Source organism: Pantoea sp. PvP021 (assembly GCF_054056055.1).
Genome location: NZ_JBSRXX010000006.1, coordinates 165542 through 185205, shown reverse-complemented (window position 1 = coordinate 185205; position 19664 = coordinate 165542). Strand labels below are relative to the sequence as shown.

The window sequence follows — 19664 nt, the reverse complement described above, 5'->3', positions numbered from 1 at the left end:
GCAATTATACACAACCGAGATACCAACATGGCGAAAACCGCGGCGGCTTTACACATCCTGGTCAAAGAGGAAGCGCTGGCAAAAGAGATTCTGGCGAAACTGGCGAAGGGTGGCAATTTCCAGCAGCTGGCAAAGAAGCACTCAACCTGTCCTTCCGGCCGGAATGGCGGCGATCTGGGCGAGTTCCGGCAGGGACAGATGGTGCCGGCCTTTGATAAAGCGGTCTTTACCTGCCCGCTGCTGACGCCTTACGGGCCGGTAAAGACCGGCTTTGGTTATCACATTATCAAAGTACTCTATCGCAACTAGTTACTTCTTCTGCTTCATCTGCTGCAGGACGGTGCTGCACTGGTTGTCTTCGTTATCACTAGGAGAGATCAGTGCCAGCAGCGCCGCCGCCGGGCCCACTACTGCGCCCAGTGCCACGGCAGCGGCACCACGTGCCAGCAGTGGCCCCGTTTTCACGCCCGCATCAGGATTTTTAAAGGTGCCGCGTACGTAGAGCGGGGAGCGCAGCGTTACGATGCGGACGCCCTTACTCTCCGGATTCACCGACAGATCCAGCCGCTCACTGGCGAAGTTCGCGTTGCCTGACACATTGATAATCGCGTTCTCGGTATCAAACACAAACAGGTTAGGCGTCGCCACACCGTTCTGCAGTTTGAGATCGGTGGCGGCGCAGTTGATACGCACCTGGTCATCGCCAAACAGTTTGCCCACCACGTAGTTACCGACGTTGAGTCCGGCAATTTCCATCAGGCTGCGGCTAATCAGACCATCATTCATCAGCAGCTTAAGTTGCCCGTTGCTGGTCGCCAGCAGATCGGCTACGGAGTTACCGGTGCCGGTAAAGCTGGCATCGCCATTGAGCTGGCCACGGCTGTTCTTCATCGCCTCCACATTCGGGAAGAGCTGACGCAGCTGCAGCTTACGGACATGAAGATCAACCCGACCACGCATCGGCGAGCGATCGCCCTCCAGCCGGATAGTGCTGTTGAGATTGCCGCCCGCCACACCAAAACGCAGCGGGTCCAGCAGCAGATCACCGTTTTTCAGCTGTAAATGGGTATAGAGATCGCTTAACGGCAGTGAATTGCTGTGTTCGATCCGTTTGCCGCTGAACTTCACGTCGGCATCCATCACGTCCCAGTTTTTGGTTTCGAATTTATCGTGTGGCAGCACGCGGTCTGCGGGCTGATTCGATTTCTCCCCGCGCCGGGCTTTGGCCTGCGCAGTTTTTTCACTGCCTTTGCCAGAGTCGACGCCAATCAGCGGCCCCAGATCGGCCATGCGCAGTTGCTCAGAGGTCAGCTCGCCGCTGAGTGTCGGGCGGGGTTTAACCTGACTGTAGATCAGCGACCCATGAATATCGCTGTCGCCAATATGTCCGTTGAATTTCTCATAGCGGTAGACCGCGCCCTTTTCGCCGCTGAATTTAGCAATCAGATGGCCGTCGGTTTCATAAGGTGGCGTGTCAGGCAGCAGGACGCCGGTCAGGCCATAGAGATTGGCCAGCGTATCGCCCGAGAAGCGCAGTCGCACGTTAAGCCCGCCGAGGTTCATCGGATCCTGCAGACCGCCGGTCACCTGAACGCGGGTGGTGCCGTTGCGCAGATCGGCCTGAATCGGGAACGGGGTGTTCTGACTGCGCAGTGACAGCATGCCGCCAATCTTACCGTCGCCGCTGAGTGACTCATTGTTATAAGTGCCCTTCGCCTGCCAGCCAAAGACGAAGTCGCCTGCGCCCTTCTGCTGATCATTGCCTCCGGCAATCTGCGTATACGGCACCGGTTTACCCAGCGGATTAACCTGCACCGTGACATCTGCGCGGTTAATGGCGTCGCGATAACGAATCTGGCCCTGATCGAACAGAATATTATCCAGACGGAATGACCAGGCCGATGGCGCAGCACTCTTCTCATCCTTGCCGCTATTGGCAAGGGTAAAGGTCCAGTTGTTCTTTTTATCCGCGGTCTGGATCAGACGCGCATCCGGCCGCTGCAATTTAATCCACGGGATGAACAGTTCTTTATGCAGCAGCGACAGCGGTGACAATGTGGCATCGACCCGCTGCAGATGTACCATGGTGACGTCGGCAATGTCAGGCGGATTCCCCAGCATGATATCTTCCGCATGGATCTGCGGCCACGGCACCCAGCGCCGCCAGCCTGCCTCGTCGCGATTTCGCGCCCAGTCGATACCCAGATCCCCGCGTATCGCAAAGGGACGGTTTAACTCGGTTGAAACTTTTTGATTGATGGTGGGCTTCAGGCGATTCCAGTCAAAGGTCGCGATGACGACGATAATCACCACGATCAACAACACCAGAATTCCTGCTACCCAGCTGACTATTTTCCCGGTACGCGACATTACGCTTTCTCCTTGCACATTCACGGTCTGCGTTAAAGATAGTCGAGACCGCGGGCAACAGCATCAGGGAAGCGGGATAGTAAGATGATTCAATTCAGAAAAAGGGGTTTCTCAGTCATTTCGTTAGCATAAGCGGTAAAAAAAGCCGACATTCCCGGCGTTTATCCCCGAGACCAGGACTAATGGCCACCTTAAAAGGTAAATTAAAACACTGTTTTAAAACCATTGACGTCTGCCATACCAGACGCGAGACTAAGGCGATATTTCACTACAGGTCTGAAACCATGACGCAGAAAAAAATCGCCATCATCGGCGAATGCATGATTGAGCTGTCCGAAAAGGGTGAGAACATTAAACGTGGCTTTGGCGGCGATACGCTCAATACGGCCGTTTATCTCGCCCGCCAGGTTGATGAGCAGCAGTTACGGGTCGATTATGTCACTGCGCTGGGTACGGATTCGTTCAGCGATCAAATGATCGCAGCCTGGCAGCAGGAGAAGGTCAATACCGACCTGATTCAGCGGCTCGATAATAAAATGCCGGGCCTGTATTTCATTGAAACCGATGCCGACGGTGAGCGTACCTTCTGGTACTGGCGCAGTGATGCCGCCGCGCGTTACTGGCTCGACAGTCCGCAATCAGCAGAGATAGCTGAGCAGCTGTCGCACTACGATTATCTCTACCTTAGCGGCATCAGCCTGGCGATTCTGCCGCCTGCCAGTCGTGAAAAGCTGATGGTGCTGCTGGCGCGCTGCCGGGCTAATGGCGGCAAGGTAATTTTCGATAACAACTACCGCCCACGTTTATGGGCCGATCGGGCCAGCACGCAGGCCGCTTATCGCGCCATGCTCAACTGCACCGATATCGCCTTCCTGACACTGGATGATGAACATCTGCTCTGGGGCGAAGAGCCGCTGGATGATGTTATCGCGCGTGCCCGTCAGGCGGGTGCCAGCGAAATCGTGATTAAGCGCGGTGCAGACTCCTGCCTGGTGGTCACCGGCGACGCACCGCTGATTGATGTACCTGCGGTACGTCTGGCGAAAGAGAAAGTGATCGATACCACCGCAGCCGGTGATTCGTTCAGTGCCGGTTATCTGGCTCGCCGTCTGACCGGCGCCTCTGCAGAGGTCGCCGCGCAGCGCGGACACCTGACTGCCAGCACCGTGATTCAGCATCGCGGCGCGATTATTCCGGCAGAGGCGATGCCTGACTGACAGAGCGCTAGCCAGCGTCGTTGATACAGGCACTGATCGTGCCGATGCCAGAAAATGCGCCCGAGGGCGCATTTTTTTAGGCTGCTGGTAACGTCTGGCTGCGTGACTGTAACCGATGCTATCCGTTCCCAGATGAGACTGGCACGTTAGCCCCTGCAGCGTGACGGTGTGATCCTGACGCTAAAATCATTATGTCGCCTTAAGAACGCACAGCGTGATATCCGGTAAATTGCGGCTAATAAAGCGGGCCGTGCCAGCTATTTACCTTAAGCGGAAAAATTGTGGTTAATAACAGATCCCCTGCGGTCTCCCCCTTCAATCTCTCTTATAATTTATTGATTAAAATTAATAAGTTAAACAAACAGATCCACCACCAGGCATAGTCCGAATCTGGTCAGATCCCCCCTTTTCGGATGGACGACTGCCTGAAAAAAGACCATCTTTTAATCAAAAGACAGCAGGACGCTGTTCTCTCCGGCCGCGAACAAAACAATTAAAATATTCCCCGCATCAGGATCTATTTATGCACACAGAAATTATTAATATCTGGCCACACGGTGATGCGCCAGGCGCCAGCGATTCGCGCGCACAGCCGCAGATTGTCGACATGGCAAAAGAGTATGAGCCTTACGATCGGGCCGCTACCGGCGTACGTTGCCCGGAGATGGCGATCTGGCATCCGGTCGAATCAAACGGGATTACCCTGCTGGTCGCACCGGGCGGTGGCTATCAGCGCGTGATGATCGATCGTGAAGGCAGCGCCCTGGCGACATTCTTTACCTCAATGGGTTACACCCTGGCGGTGATGACCTATCGCCTGCCCTATGATGGACATCACGAAGGTCCCGACGCGCCGCTGGCCGATGCTCAGCGCGCGGTACGCGTCCTGCGTGAACGGGCGCAGCGCGGCCTGAATGGTAAATATATCGTCATGATGGGCTTTTCGGCGGGTGGCCACGTGGCTGCCAGTCTGGGTACGCGTTTCGCAGAGAAACTCTATCCGGTGCAGGATGGCGCAGAAAACTTCTCGCCGCGTCCGGATGCGATGGTCCTGGTCTATCCGGTAATCAGCATGCGGGACGGCATCGCCCATGAAGGAGCCAGAACCCGCCTGCTGGGTGCCTGGCCCGATCAGAAAACCATTGACGCTTATTCAATGGAAACCCGGGTTCATCCGCTGGTGCCGCCAACGCTGTTGATCCACGCAGCCGACGATGACGATGTATCAGTGAATCACAGCATGGCGTTTTTTGGCGCGCTGCGTGAGCATAAGGTCCCGGCAGAGGTGCATTTCTATCAGAAAGGCGGGCACGGATTTGGTATCCGCGGCGTGGCAGATTTGCCCCTCGCCAGCTGGCCGATGTTAGTGACCGAGTGGCTCAGGGCAAAAACCTGACTTTATGCGGCTGGCGGAACGTCTTTGACGTTGCTATCCGGCGGACTGGCTTCATTGCTGGTCGCCGGTGCCGCTGGTGGTGCCATCACTTTGTCCCAGTTGTTTTGCAGGCTCTTCACGTTGGTTTCCGCTTCGCCTTCCGGCTGAATCAGTACCATCATCAGTTCCTGCGTCAGCTGCTGACGCAGCTCCTGGTTTAACTGTTCGCGGGTCAGGCCGGCCAGGAAAGTCTGACGCAGCTTCTGATACTGCTCAGGTGCGATATCGACTACGGCGTTCTGCTGGGAGCGCAGGCGCTGGCTCATCAGCACATCCGTATCGGTGCGGGCATAGGTTGTAAACAGCTTGTTCAGCTCCAGCAGCTTCTGCGCCATCAGCGCATCGAACTCTTCCTGCGGCAAGCCTTTATCACGCACGTTTGCCAGCTCACGCGCCACCAGGTTCATATTCTGCGCCAGATTTTCGTTGCGTCCATCCAGGTTGATGGAGCACTGCGCACGCTGATAGAGCACACGGCAATCAAATCCCACCTGTATGCCCTGTGCCTTGCTGTCACTGAGCGCACGCTGGACATGCCAGAACAGCGCTTCACGTGCCAGATCGCCCTGCCAGTAACGCTGCAGATTCTGGGAGTCACGAATCGGTTGCCACGGCGTATCCCATACCAGCGAGAGGCGATCCTGCGTCATGCTGCTGCTGACCAGATTTACCGGCTCGTGCGGCAGCGGCGACAGGGTGGGCAGTGGCGCAGGCGTTTCTCGTTTACCGGTTAACGCCGAGAAGGTTTTATTGATCTGCTCAGAGAGGTTGCGGCTGTCAACATTCCCTACCACGTAGAGCGTCATCGCATCCGGGGTGTACCACTGATGATAAAAATCATTGAGCTGGGTTAAATCAACCGGCGCGCGTGGTTGCGCTGCGGGGTCATGCGCCAGCAGCGCGGAGCCTTTCAGGCGGTAGCGCCACCAGACATCCTGGGTATCTTTCGGCCAGGTCGCCACCGGATCCGATGCCGCCAGCGCGGTATTGACCACCTGTTCGGTGATGGCCATATTGCCCGCCGTGGCCGCCAGCCAGTTCAGCGCTTCTTTCAGCAACTCGGGGCGGTTATTCGGCAGGCTCAGATTATATTGGGTGGAATCATAGGAGGTGATCACAGGTGGCAGCGGATGCTGAGGATCCATCGCCTGTTGCCATAGCGCGCGCTGCTGATGGTTATCAAGCGCGGTGTTGTGCACCATCGCCAGACGCGGCAGCAGATGGCTGAAGCCGGCCTGTTGCGCACTCTCTACCAGCGAGCCGGTATTCACCACCAGCCGCAGTTCAATACGGTCACTGGGGCGTTGCGGTGTGGCCAGTAACTGCCAGTTAAATCCATTATCCAGCTTGCCTTCCTGCCAGGCCGGATCCGGTTGCAGCGTTTCTGCCTGGAGACCAAAGCTGCTTGCCAGCACTAATCCACCAACCAAAAGCCGAATTCTGGTGCCCTGCATGTGAACCCCTACTCAAATAATTCAAATATCGTTATCACTGGCGCATATTGCCGCTGTTATTAACGATTCGGCTGGCGCCGAATCGCGCTGTTATCCAACAACAAAGTGTTTGACCACAGGAAGCTCAGGATGTCGCGTAACGAAGTGAAAAACGTCAAAAAAAACAAGTGGGGTTTATTATGCAAATGCCCGCTGTCAGGGCAAGCGACAGCGGGCATTTGTGGGGATTTAAGTGAAATTCAATGATTAAATTGAAGATTCAGACGCTTTATTCTCCTTATTCCGGCCTGCCAGCGTGTCGGTCAGCTGTTTATGATCCAGCTGATCGACCCACTTCGCCACCACCACGGTCGCCACACCGTTACCGATCAGGTTGGTCAGCGCACGGGCTTCGGACATAAAGCGGTCGATACCGAGAATGAGCGCCAGACCCGCCACCGGCAGATGTCCCACCGCAGAGAGCGTCGCCGCCAGCACGATAAATCCGCTCCCGGTTACTCCTGCCGCACCTTTGGAGGAGAGCAGCAGCACCACCAGCAGCGTAATCTGATGGAAAATGTCCATGTGCGCATTGGTCGCCTGAGCGATAAATACTGCCGCCATGGTCAGGTAAATCGAGGTGCCGTCCAGGTTAAAGGAGTAACCGGTGGGGATCACCAGCCCTACTACCGATTTCTTGCAGCCCAGCTTCTCCATCTTATCCAGCATACGCGGCAGCGCAGACTCGGAAGAGGAAGTGCCCAGCACAATCAGCAGCTCTTCTTTGATATAGGCGATGAACTTAAAGATGCTGAATCCGGCGAACAGGCGTGCAATCAGCCCCAGCACGATCACCACAAACAGAATACAGGTGATGTAGAAGCAGATAATCAGCTGGCCGAGCTGCACCAGTGAGCCCACGCCATACTTGCCGATAGTGAACGCCATCGCGCCAAATGCCCCTATCGGTGCCAGACGCATGATCATGTTGATGATGCCGAAAATCACTTTTGAGAAGCTTTCAATCACGTTGAAAATCAGCGTGCCAGTGTTACCCAGACGATGCAGGGCAAAACCAAACAGAATGGCAAACAGCAGCACCTGCAGAATATTGCCGCTGGCAAAGGCGCCAATCACGCTGTTGGGGATGACATCCAGCAGGAAAGCAACGATGCCCTGCTGTTCTGCCTGTTGCGCATAAATCGCCACGGCTTTGGCATCCAGCGTGGCAGGATCAACGTTCATCCCGGCACCTGGCTGCACCACGTTCACCACGATCAGGCCGATAATCAGCGCGATGGTGCTGACAATTTCAAAATAGAGCAGTGCAACCGCGCCGGTCCGTCCTACCGCTTTCATGCTTTCCATGCCAGCGATGCCGGTCACCACGGTACAGAAAATTACCGGGGCGATAATCATCTTGATTAACTTAACAAAGCCATCTCCCAGCGGCTTCATCTGGGTCCCTAACTCCGGGTAAAAATGGCCTAACAAAACGCCGATGCCAATCGCCATCAGCACCTGGAAATAAAGGCTTTTAAAAAGTGAGGTTTTCATAAACAGGTGTCCACTAACGCCGTGAGGTGATGTTGTCGGATTCGTTATTGTGACTGGCGGGCAACAGAGGTGGCGCCTGACAGTAACCCGAAAATAACACTCTGTTTACGTGATTAATACAGGGTGACAAACGCCCAGGAAACCCGGGGATCGTAATTCTGAACTGAAACGCTTCAGCAGGGGGTTTTGTAACTAAAATTCTCGCAAAATCAATGAATCAGGCAATTATTGCGGTAGTGAGGAGTTTTCGATCCATGCCTGATTGAATCGGGTCAGAGGCAGCGCTTCAGCATACAGATAGCCCTGTCCGATAGAGATGCCGCGCGCCAGCAGCCAGTCACGTTGTTCCGCTGTCTCCACGCCTTCGGCAATCACCTCCAGATGGATAATCTCGGCGATGGCCGCCACGATGCAGACCATGGTGTCGTCATGCGGCAGCGCCGCCACGAAGCTGCGATCCATCTTCAGCTTGTTAACCGGCAACGCTTTCAGCTGATGGAGGTAGTTAAGGTTGGAGTAGCCCATGCCGAAATCGTCCAGAGCCACGGCTACGCCGGTCTGCTGCAACATCCGCAGCATCGATATCGCCTGTTCAGCATCATCAAGCTGAGCCGTTTCTGTCACTTCCAGCACGAAGGTGCCAGGTGCGATGCGGTGGCGCGTCAGCAGGGATTGCAGATGAGAGACCACGCCCGTGTCACGCAGTTGCACAGCGGAAATATTCACACTCAGCGGCAACATAATGCCCTGTCGCTGCCAGCCTGCCAGAATGCGGCACGCCTCTTCAAATACCCAGCGGCCAATCGCGCTAATCACGCCAATCTCTTCGGCACTGGCAATAAACTCTTCGGTCAGACCGTAGCTGCCGTCTGGCTGGCGCATACGCAGCAGCGCTTCCGCGCCGACTAACGTGCCGGTGCGCATATCGACCTGCGGTTGCAGATAGAGGGCGAACTGCTCATTGTGCAACCCCTGCAGAATATCATGCTCCTGGGTCAGACGTTTTTGCGCGCGCTCGGTTAACGCGGCGTCAAAGAACAGGATCTGATTTTTGCCCTGATGACGGGCCGACATCATCGCTGAGGTCGCGCGGCCAAGCAGATCACTGGCGCTCAGCGGCTGATCGTCGCGCAGCGCCAGACCAATGCTGACGTTAGGACGCAGCTGCAGCTGATAGAGGTTGACCGGCTGATTAAGGCGAATCATCAGGTTACGGGCCAGACGCAGGGCGCGGAATGGATTGCTGGCGCGCTTCATTAACAGAACAAAGTCGCTGGTCCCGGTCTGCGCCAGCAGAGTATGGTCATCCAGCGTATTACGGATCTTCTCCACCAGCGTCAGCATCAGCGTATCGCGCTGCTCATCGCTCAATACGCCGTTGGCTTCCTGCAGGGTTTCAATGCGGATCACCATCAGCCCCAGCGGCTGTTCCGGGCTGCTCATGAACTGCTCGACCAGCGCCAGAAACAGGGTACGGTTGGGCAGATCGGTCACGGGAAAATGGGTGGTCAGCCGGCTCATCTCATCATGTATCGACTCCAGCACCTGCTGATTGCGGTTGTAGCTGCGGATCAGCATGCCGATTTCATCATCGCGGTGGCTCTGCGGCAGTGACAGCTTATGCGTCAGAATCGACTGCGGCGGCAGCTCCTGCAGCTCCCGCGAGAGATTGCGCAGCGGATGCACCACCAGCCGGTTGATACACCAGCTGATCGCCACTGACAGGATCAGTGCCAGCAGCAGATAGGTGATAATCATGGTCGAGAGCGTGCTGAGAATAAACTGGTAGACGCGCGTCGAGTTAGCCTGCAGCACCAGATAGGCCAGCGGTTTCGGCATCCCGGTATTTTCCACTGAATAGAGCGGCAGGGTAATCTGCACCGGCAGCTCAAACAGTCGCGCCACCAGACGCGGCACCGGTTTCTCCGTTTCGAAGTCGGCATGCAGAGCCTGAAACGCATTCGGCAACACCACATCGGCGCGCGATAAAATACCGGCAGGTTTCAGTGAATGGAGAATACGTTCAGCCTGAGAAATATCGGCGCGCAGTACCGCTTCCGACAGCGGCTGGCGGACGGTGTGTGCGATATTCTCCATCTGCTGGGCATAGTCAATCCTGCGCTGCTGCACAAAATGAAACAGTTGGATGACGATAAAGATGCTGATGGTGATAACCGCAACCAGCGAAACTGTCGCCATCTGCTTTATCGTAAGTGACCGGCTTACGCGCAAAAATATTCTCCTGACGATGAAAAAAGCCCAGATAGCAGACAGTACAATGCCCGCCAGTATATCCCATAAACTGACTTTTTTACCGTCTGAAAAGTCCGGCTTTTTCCCGGCCGGGATTATTTGAAATCTGCGTAAGGGGTCAGCGGCTGTGGCGGCATATCCAGATCCCCTTCCCAGCCTGCGGCAGAGTAACGCACGTAGATAAGCCCGTGACTTGGGGTATAGTCTTTCGCCTGTTGAATATCGACGCCCACCCCGATAAACCAGGCGGGCGTGATACGACGTTCAACCACGCCCTGCAGCGTATACCCCGTGCCGCTGCCGGTGCTGCTGGCGGAAACGGGATTGCTGGCCAGGGTAAAGCCGGGATTGACCGGATAGCGCTGCTGCGCATCGGTTTTCGAATGTGACCAGGAAACCGAGCCGCCCAGGTCGAACGACCAGTTTTCTGTCCGCTGTCGCCAGGTGACCGGCACGGAAAAAGAGAGATACTGCTGCGGACTGTAGTAGCCGCCCTGACCGAAGGTGTAATCGCTGAGATCCTTCTGATAGTGCCAGAGCATACTGTTCAGCCCGACGGTGGCCCGGCGATTATCGCTATTAATGAGCTTGTAGTAGTAGCCGGCCATTAAGCGCTCGCGACTGTTATCCGCAACGTTTTTACCGGTGATCTGATGCGCGCTGATGTCGCCCCAGACACCGTGTGCGCCGCCCTGATCGTAACTCAGCCCGATGCTGCCACCCGTTGCCACTACGCCGCCCCAGCTTTTTCCACCGTTGGCTGATGGATCGCGCGCGCCCGCATAGGAAAGCAGCGAACTGGCGATCGGCCGTCGCGAGGCGGTCAGCGTCACGCCAAGATCCCTGACGTCAGTTTTCCAGCTCAGGCCGCCGGTCCAGTTGGTCACCTCAAAGCCCAGCGGCGTGGTACCCAGATCCGCTGACCAGCGGTCATTATGCCAGCCGACGCCCAGCGCAGTGCCCTCGGCGCGCTGACTGGCATCGCGGCTGCATCCGCCGGAACTGGCGTCGTCACAGCTACCAAACTGCTCGTCGAAGCTGCCGTTACGGGTGGTAAAACTCCCTGCCGAGACGTCCACCCGGTCGAGACGGAAAAAGCCGCGTCCGTCGGCAAATGGACTTTCCGCCTGCAGCATGGTGGTATGGGCAGTAAAATCGGAGACCCCAGCCGTACCCTTATTACGTGAATAGTCCTGCTGCACCGTCAGTGTGCTCTCACGCTGACGATAGAGATCTGCGGTGTCGCTGCGAATACTGCGCTTCAGCCAGTCATCCTGTTCCTGAGAGCGTGTCGCGCGGCTGATACTTTCGCCGCTGCCGATACCGCTGGCCGTCATCGCCTGACGATAATCCGCCAGCGCGATCTCTGGCTGCTGCTGTGCGCGCTCCAGCCGTGCCGCATCACGAAACACCAGTGCCTTATCCTGTGATGGCGCCAGTGACGCAGCGCGCTGCTTCAGGCTGGCAAAGCGCACGGCAGCCTGCGTGGTTTCGCCCACCGCCTGCCATGCCAGCGCGGCGCGGCGATCGGCATTAAGAGTATTGGGCTGGGCTGGCTGCTGCTCAAGTGCCTGCCGTGCTTCGCTGTTGCGCTGGAGCGCGACCAGCGCTTCGATTCGTCCCAGCGCCGCATCGCCGCTATCCGGCTCGCGCGACAGCACCTGCTGATAGGTCTCCAGTGCCTGCTGTGCGTCCCCGCGAGCCAGCGCCCAGTCGGCCAGCGTCAGGTCGCGTCGGCTGGAAACCGGCTGCTGGTAAAGCAGCGTCACCGCTGCCCGCTCCTGCCCTGCCGCACGAAGCGCTTCGGCGCTGGCAAAAATTTTATCCTGCCCGAGCCGGTCAGCCAGCTCATGCATATTGCTGTTCCACTGCGTTTCAGGCAGGCGATGCAGCGTTGCCAGTGCGGCGTCATCATTATCCCGGCTGGAAAGGTAGAGCGCGGCGGCGTAGAGCGCGGTCGCATCGCCGGGATGCTGCTGTTGCAGCGTCGCGATCTGCGCATCCGCCTGTTGGATGGCCCCACCGTCGCGTAGCGCGCTCGCCAGCCGATAACTCAGCCAGACGTCATCCGGCTGCAGCGCCAGCGCCGCCCGATACTTCTCTGCCGCCTGCGGCCATTTATTCTGCCGGGCGAGCGCATCGGCCTCGGCGCGCAGACTGTCACTGCGCAGCGCGCGCAACGTTCCCGCCATCTCGCGCTGCTGCCCGGCGGGTAGCGTACTGATAAACTGCATGACGCGGGCAGGCGACTCGGCCTGATAAAGCCCGGCCAGGCGACGCACGGTGGTCGTGTTGGTCGCGTCAAGCCGCAGCGCATGCTGCCAGAACAGTTCGGCACCTGCCGCATCTTTACGCGCCATCGCCACATCGCCCAGGCCAATCAGGGCATAGCTGTCGGTGCTATCAATTTTCTGTGCGGCGCGATAAGCGCGTTCGGCCCCCTCAACGTCATGCTGCGCCAGCGCCTTATCGCCCTGTTCGACCGCCAGCCAGTAACGGTTAGTCTGCAGCAGTGACTGCCATTTGCCGATCAGCGTGCTCTGCTTGCCCGCCTCAACGGCGCGTTCCAGCCAGAGCACCGCCGTGTCACGATGGCCGGCGCGTGCCTGAGTCTGCCCCATTGCACCCATCAGTTCGGCGTCGTTGGGGTTATCCTTCAGTGCCCGGCTAAGCGCTGCCATCGCATTATTCACATCGCCCGCCTCGACCAGCGCCAGGCCACGCATCCGCTCGCGATAGGCGGGATCGGCGAGCTGCGCCTGCTGCTTCGCCAGCACATCCGCGCCCTGCTGGTGTGCGTCGCCGTCGGTAAAAACAGCCAGGTAGGCGTTTAACTGCGCCACGCTGCTGTCGCTGACCGGCTGATCGTTGATCTGCTGCAGCCAGAGATCGGCGGCGGCGGCGCGTCCGCCGTTGCTGTTTGCCAGCTTTTTCAACTGCGCTATCGCCTGCTCCGGCTGCTGTTGATCAAATGCCATGCGTGCAATTTGCAACTCAACCCCGATATTGCCCGGGTAGCGCTGCTCCAGCGCCTGCAGCTGCTGGTAAGCGACGCTCTCCTGACCGGGAATGCGTGCCAGCAGCCGCCAGTATTCCAGCGCCGTGTTCGCATCCGGAAAAACCCCTCCGAACAACGCATCGTAAGCACTTTTCGCCTCCGACAGGCGCCCCGAGGTGGCGAGCAGGCGCGCCTGCTGCAACTGCTGACGCCCATCCGACGACATCAGCGTCAGGCCGACGGCGGATTCACGCGTCGCGGCGGAGTCGGGCGCAACCTTTTTCAGCTGCTCCAGCAGCATCTGCGCTTTAGGGATATCGCCCTGACGCAGCGCCAGCCGCAGGCGAGCCGCCAGCACCTGCGGATTATCGGGATCGATCTTCTCAAGCCGGTAGAGCGATTGCTGCACCAGATCATATTTGTTGGTCGACTCGCCGGTGCGTACCTGTGACAGCAACCATTCGACCGGCGACACCTCCGATCCGTCGACCGGTGCAGCCAGCCCCGGCAGCGCACTCAGTGCGCCGAGCAGCATGCCTGCCCGCAGCACCTGTGCGTTATTCATCTTCATCCAGTAAACGACGACGGGTAATAATTCGCATCAGACGCCAGGTCATCAGCGCGAACAGCACCACCACAAAGAGTGCGCAGAATGCCAGCCAGAAGGGATGGACGGAGAGTAGCGACCAGAGACGCTCCCACCACGGCAGATGACCAACGTAGTAGCTCTCTCCCACGCGCAGGCTGTTAACCCCTGACTCGCGGATCACCACGGTGGAGCCAGACATCGTGCCACGCTTGCCGCTGTCACCCATCGCCTCGTTGAGCAACTGCCAGCTGCGCGGCGTACCATCGGCGAGCAACGCGACAACGCTGCGCTGATCGTAAAAAGGTGACTGGAAGCCAATCACCGTTGCCAGCGGGCCGCGGGAGCTGATAGTCGTCGTGCTTTCTGCCGCCTGCTCGCGCTGACTTTGCGGGTTCACCTCCGGAGTGATCCGTCGCACAGGCTCTTTCAGCCAGCTGGCGGTGGCGCCGACCAGCGCCGGGATCCGCTGGTCATCCTGAAGATCTTTGGGGATGACGCCGATCATCAGCAGATCCACATCCTGCTTCTTCGCCGTGGCCCAGTCATCGGTCAACTGAACGCGCAGCGCCGGATAGCCGGTTTGCGCACCCATATTGCCCAACGTATTCAGCAGCGTGCTGACCTGCTCTGCATCGGGTTTTGGCGGCATCAGTACCAGGGTTTGCGCCAGATCGGCGTAGCGGCTGAACGGAAAGCCCGCATTCGCCCAGGCGCGCAGCGACGGCATTTCGATGTAGTGGCGATAGCCGGAAAAATCGATGCTGGAATTGTCGTCCACCACCACATGATGCGTTATCGGCGTTGCGGTTTCGCAGCGTCCATCCGCGTTGCCGCTGATGGTGATGTTGGCGTAATCAAAATCGAAGCGCAGCTGATTCACCACCCCGAGGCGCAGCGCCGGAATCAGCAGCTCATGGCTCTTGTCCAGCATTCCCTGAATCAGTGGAATATGCAGCAGCTGCTGACCCGTCGTATTTTTCGGCGGCAGCGGATAATCCTGAATGAACTGATTATTCAGGTTGACCGCCAGCCGTGAGCCATCCGGCTGGAAAGGCGCGGTATAGCGATAGCTCAGATCCATGTCGATACCGCGCGCGCGAACCAGGAAGAGATCGGGCGGCAGATTGAGGGTCAGGCTGACGGGATTAGGCTGCACCCCATCAGACTGCAACTGATTTTCATATTGCGTCAGTTCGGCGAAAGTGGTGCGGCGATCGGTCCGCACCCAGTTAGGGGCGTCATAAGCCTGGCGCGGGGAGAGCAGCTTCACGCTGTCGATGGTTGAGGTATCGCCGCGCAGCAGCAGCTCACCCTGGGCGATACCCTGAACCGCCGTCAGCAGGTCCTCATCGTTGCGTCCCAGAATCAGCAGCATTTTTTCATACGGATTATCGGGCTGGCTGACAATCTCTACTGTGGGTTTTGTCACCGGCGGCAGATCTTTCAGGAAATCCGGGCGCGCATCGTTGGTGGCAAACACCACCGCATGCTGCTGTTGCGGCAGCTGGTTATACAGCACCGGGAAACGCTGCCCGCGCCAGCCCGTTTTGCTGCCAAACCAGGAAGCAAGAATGGCGGCAGCCCGCTGCTGCGTGACATCCGGCTGGGCGCCGAACACCATCGGCAGGGTCAGCGGTCGCGTATCCCGCGAATCAAAAAAGGGTTCCGGGAAGTGGGAGAGGTCATTTTTCAGCGGCAGTTTTTGCAGCGTCAGATCGATGCCGCTCTGTTTGCCGATATCCAGCCAGATTGCGCTATTGGCAGGATTTTCACAGACGTTGGCGTAGTGGCCCACCAGCTCGAAACGCACGCGGTTAAAGTCGGCGATGTAACGCGGATCGATCGACAGCTGCGTCTGGATCTCTTTGCCCAGCTGTTCCGGCGTCAGGGTAATCAGACCGACCAGCTCATCATTGAGATAAATCTTCAGCTGCGACAGCGTCGGCAGCAGTGCGGGCGAAGGCCGAAAGCTGAGGTTCAGCAACGCGCGCGTCACCACCTCATCGCTGCGCACACCGAACTCAATCTGTCCGGTAGTGCGGGTGCCACGCAGCGTCATGCTGCCAGGCGGCGGTGCCAGCTGGGCAAAGCTCAGCTGGCTGTTCCGCAGCGGTGCGCCGTTATCCTGCGGTAAAGATTGCACAGGCGTTACACCATTGATGTTTGCGGGCGCGTCCTCCTGCGCGGCGGCACAGCTTAACGTTGCACTGCCCAGCAGCAGAGCGGCAAACCACCTGTTTACTCTCGGTATCGTCATATCATCAACTCAATGCGTTTTTTGAAGCTGGCACACGTCCGATGCCTTGCGGCAACAGCGAAGCCAGCCAGCTCACCCCAACGGTAAGCAGGTTAAACAGCCGACGTAACTGCGGCGGGCCATATTCCGCCAGGCGCAGGTAACCTTTGAAACCGAGGATCATGATATCGGCGAGGCTCTGGACCGGTTTATCTTCCGGAAAACCGTCCTGCCACAGCGCCCAGGTATCGGCGCGGGCGAAGGTACACTGGATAAATTCAATATGCTGCTGAGTGGTCAGTTGATGGAGACGCACGCCAGCCCGGTGGCCAAAGACACGCTGCACCTGGCACGGGAAGCTGAACTCCTGCTGTCCACGACGCAGCAGCAGCCACACTTTTTCATTCTCCCGCAGCGCATCCGGCTCGCGCATCTCCAGCCCGACGCCGCCGTCAGAGTAGTCACGCAGCGTACAGGGCAGCATATGACCATCTTCGCGTGCAATGGCGGCCGGCATGGCGATCTCCACCCTGTGCGCCTCACGGATCTGCCGTGCTTCAACCGAAACCGCTACCGCACCGCCAAGGATAATCATGTTGTAGAGCACCCAAATCAGGCTCACCCATACCGTCAGTACCTCATTGGCCGGACCGTGCTGCATGCGCCAGAACGCCATCAAAACCCCTGCGAGGTTGAGCAGCACCAGCAGCATATAGGGCTTGGTTATCACCCAGTCCAGATGCTCCTCCTCTACCAGCCCGCCTTTTGCGGTGACGTTAAACTTCCCTTTATGAGGATTGAACAGCGCCACGGTGGTAGGCCGGGCGATATACCAGGCCAGCACCGTCTCGTAGACCTCGCTCCAGAAAGAGTGTCGCCAGCGTCCCTGAATACGCGAGTTGGTGAGGCTGGTATGCAGCATATGGGGCAAAACATAAATGGCGATCGCCAGCGCAGGTGCGTAGATGATGTAGGCATGACAGAGCAGAAACGCCAGCGGCGCCAGCAGGAAGACCAGCCGCGGAATGCCAGAGAGAAAGTGCAGCATGGCGTTGGCATAACAGAGCCGCTGTACCCACTTCAGCCCCTTACCAAATAGCGGGTTATCAAGGCGGAAGATCTGCACCATACCGCGTGCCCAGCGGATACGCTGTCCGATATGCGCTGACAGACTTTCGGTCGCCAGTCCGGCCGCCTGAGGAATGCGGATGTAGGCCGAAGTGTAGCCGCGCCGGTGCAGCCGCAGCGAGGTATGGGCATCTTCGGTAACGGTTTCCACCGCAATACCGCCAATTTCATCCAGTGCGCTGCGGCGCAGCACGGCGCAGGAGCCGCAGAAAAAGGTGGCATCCCAGGTATCATTACCGTCCTGCACCAGTCCATAAAAGAGCGAACCCTCATTGGGCGTACGACGAAACCGCCCGAGATTGCGCTCAAACGGATCAGGCGAGAAGAAGTGATGTGGCGTCTGCATCATCGCCAGCCGGGGATCTTTAATAAACCAGCCCATGGTCATCTGCAAAAAGGCGCGCGTCGGCACATGGTCACAGTCGAAAATCACCACAAATTCGCTGCGGCAGTACTTTTTCAGCGCGTGATTGATGTTGCCGGCCTTGGCGTGCTCATGAGTGGGACGGACGACATAGTTGATACCCACGCTGGCGGCAAAGTCGCGGAATTCCGGCCGGTCGCCGTCGTCGAGCAGATAGATATTCAGGCGGTCTTTCGGCCAGTCGATGCCCATGGCAGCGTAGATGGTGGGTCTGACCACGCTGAGCGGTTCGTTGTAGGTTGGCACCAGCAGATCGATGCCTGGCCACTGATCCCGATCGACAGGCATCGACACTGGCTGACGATTAAGCGGCCAGAGCGTCTGAAAATAGCCCAGCACCAGCACCACCCAGGCGTAGGTCTCTGCCGCAATAAGCAGCAGACCAAACACCAGACTCAGCGGATCGTCCCAGTTCAGCGTCGAGGTATAGCGCCACCAGAGGTAGCGGCACGATACGGTCAGCGACAGCACAATCAGCATCATGGTCGGGAAACGCCCCGGGATGCGTCGTACCAGCATCGCCAGACTCCAGAGCAGTACCACAAAGATAAACTGCGTCATCAGGCCAAAGGGCTGGCTGATACAGAGCAGCGCCAGCAACGTGGCAAACAGGGCAGTGACGGCGAAGAGGCTGCGTCGCACCAGCGGCGACAGCCGCTTCAGCCAGTGTTCGATGCGCACATCGATTCCCTGGGTCTGTGAGTGGGCAACGGCCTTGTCCAGCCAGCGGTAGCCATGGTGGCGCCAGCCAGACAGCGCACCGAGGCCACGGAAACCGCCACGAGCGCGATCGCTCTGCGGCAGGATCACCAAAAGCCACAGCGTCTGGATCAGATAACGCAGGATATCCAGCGGTCGCGGCCGCTCCGGCGAAATGTGCGGATAGAGCCGGCGGCGCTGCTGAATAATCCGCTGCCAGCCCGGCGTTTCGAAGCGAAGCAGCATCAGGCCCAGCACCGACCAGAACAGATGGAGTGCACTGGCGAAGCGGGACGCGCCATTGCCTCGCGCTGTGGTGTAGCCCCTGTGCAGCGATTGCCAGGCGGGCGCCGTTAACAGCCAGCACAACGGATTCAAGAGCTCACTCCATTCAGATTGAGCAGCAGCCAGCTTGCCAGCGTGATGATCTCTTCACTGACCAACGCATGTGGCCGGTATTCACCGACCGGCTGCTTCATCATCAGCGCTTCTGCCAGCGCCTCATCCCGGTGGATCAGCAGCGGTATCAGCGGATTCAGCGAGGCCATCCAGAGCTGATGCAGATCCTGCTGCAGACGACTGTTGGCATTAAACTGATTGATAATAAACCGGGTGCGCGCCGGAAACTGGCGCTGGCTAAGCCGTAAATGGCAATTCGCGTCTGGCTGAGTGACGCACAACAGGCTGTCCAGCGTCGGATAGAGCGTTTCATGCCAGGGCAGGGTATCGGCAGGCAGATCGAAAATAATCCACTGATAGCGCGCCCGCAGGTCCGGTAATGCCTGGAGCAGCGGCGCGGCGATCGCCTCATTCTGTCTGGCAATAGTCAAAGCATGCTGATGGGAAAGCACCCCGTGAGGCAGCAAATCAGGACCATCGGGATAGCGAAGCCCGCTGTGCTGCCAGTCACCGCCCTCACACAGTGCTTTCATCCAGCCATTATCCTGCTGAGCGGGCAGATTAAAATGCACGCCGAGCTGGCTGACCGGGGAGCCATCGATCAACAATACTCGTTCGCCGAGTGCCGCCAGCGCCCAGCCTAATCCGGCACAAAGAGAAGTCGTGCCGACGCCGCCCCGTACGCCCTGAAGCGCGATCTGCGGCATCAGCGATCGGTCTCAGACTGGCTGGCAAGGGTTTCCGCTAATAGCGGCCAGCGCGACACGATCGCTTTCAGGCGCTCTTCCCGCGCAATGTCGACATAGCGGAAAGAGTGCAAAGAAAACGCATCACGCAACGCACTAATATCATCCTGACGATCGCCATCAGCGGCAACAGGGTTATAGAGATTGTGGTTTTTCATTACTGTTCGCCAAAAATAAAAC

The 19664-nt window shown here is 58.0% G+C and carries 12 protein-coding genes; 3 read left to right on the top strand and 9 right to left on the bottom strand.

Translation table 11 applies throughout. The features are described 5' to 3' along the window. The first annotated feature begins 27 nt into the window (after positions 1 to 27). A complete protein-coding gene (gene ppiC / locus ACVKSX_RS16760; RefSeq protein ID WP_010257386.1) occupies positions 28 to 309 on the top strand; it encodes a peptidylprolyl isomerase PpiC in 282 nt (93 codons plus the stop codon). On the opposite strand, the gene ACVKSX_RS16755 is transcribed toward ppiC, so the two are convergent. After that, positions 310 to 2370 (bottom strand): AsmA family protein, encoded by a 2061-nt coding sequence (locus ACVKSX_RS16755; RefSeq protein ID WP_124890412.1) that lies wholly within the window; start codon positions 2368 to 2370, stop codon positions 310 to 312. 284 nt (positions 2371 to 2654) lie between these two features. On the opposite strand from ACVKSX_RS16755, the gene kdgK reads away from it, so the two are divergent. Together kdgK and ACVKSX_RS16745 are read left to right on the top strand one after the other, a co-directional pair. Then, entirely contained in the window at positions 2655 to 3587 is a 933-nt protein-coding gene (gene kdgK / locus ACVKSX_RS16750; RefSeq protein WP_122459654.1) for a 2-dehydro-3-deoxygluconokinase, read from the top strand. Positions 3588 to 4110: 523 nt separating this feature from the next. Further along, complete coding sequence (locus tag ACVKSX_RS16745) at positions 4111 to 4983, top strand: alpha/beta hydrolase (protein ID WP_010671660.1); 873 nt, start codon at positions 4111 to 4113, stop codon at positions 4981 to 4983. A gap of 2 nt (positions 4984 to 4985) precedes the next feature. Here ACVKSX_RS16745 and ACVKSX_RS16740 read toward each other — a convergent pair whose 3' ends face one another. The 8 genes from ACVKSX_RS16740 to bcsR form a co-directional block, all read right to left on the bottom strand. Next, positions 4986 to 6476 (bottom strand): M16 family metallopeptidase, encoded by a 1491-nt coding sequence (locus ACVKSX_RS16740; RefSeq protein WP_022624849.1) that lies wholly within the window; start codon positions 6474 to 6476, stop codon positions 4986 to 4988. A gap of 246 nt (positions 6477 to 6722) precedes the next feature. Beyond that, positions 6723 to 8012, bottom strand: coding sequence for a dicarboxylate/amino acid:cation symporter (locus ACVKSX_RS16735; RefSeq protein WP_010257403.1), 1290 nt, complete (start codon positions 8010 to 8012; stop codon positions 6723 to 6725). Between the two features lie 225 nt (positions 8013 to 8237). Further along, entirely contained in the window at positions 8238 to 10244 is a 2007-nt protein-coding gene (gene hmsP / locus ACVKSX_RS16730) for a biofilm formation regulator HmsP (RefSeq protein WP_031292605.1), read from the bottom strand. A 116-nt stretch (positions 10245 to 10360) separates the two neighbouring features. Continuing rightward, entirely contained in the window at positions 10361 to 13828 is a 3468-nt protein-coding gene (gene bcsC / locus ACVKSX_RS16725; protein WP_320503563.1) for a cellulose synthase complex outer membrane protein BcsC, read from the bottom strand. Beyond that, positions 13821 to 16109: a cellulose biosynthesis cyclic di-GMP-binding regulatory protein BcsB gene (bcsB, locus tag ACVKSX_RS16720; protein WP_354439222.1), complete on the bottom strand. Its 2289-nt coding sequence runs from the start codon at positions 16107 to 16109 to the stop codon at positions 13821 to 13823. The genes bcsC and bcsB overlap by 8 nt, the downstream gene beginning before the upstream one ends. A 4-nt stretch (positions 16110 to 16113) precedes the next feature. Further along, the gene (bcsA, locus tag ACVKSX_RS16715; protein WP_033780842.1) at positions 16114 to 18717 is read right to left on the bottom strand and encodes a UDP-forming cellulose synthase catalytic subunit; all 2604 of its coding nucleotides are present in this window, start codon (positions 18715 to 18717) and stop codon (positions 16114 to 16116) included. After that, positions 18714 to 19445 carry a cellulose biosynthesis protein BcsQ gene (gene bcsQ, locus ACVKSX_RS16710; RefSeq protein WP_010257415.1) on the bottom strand — a complete coding sequence of 244 codons (732 nt, stop codon included), beginning with the start codon at positions 19443 to 19445 and terminating at the stop codon, positions 18714 to 18716. Before bcsQ ends, bcsA begins: the two co-directional genes overlap by 4 nt. Next, complete coding sequence (gene bcsR / locus ACVKSX_RS16705) at positions 19445 to 19642, bottom strand: cellulose biosynthesis protein BcsR (protein ID WP_010257416.1); 198 nt, start codon at positions 19640 to 19642, stop codon at positions 19445 to 19447. Before bcsR ends, bcsQ begins: the two co-directional genes overlap by 1 nt. Positions 19643 to 19664: the final 22 nt, after the last annotated feature.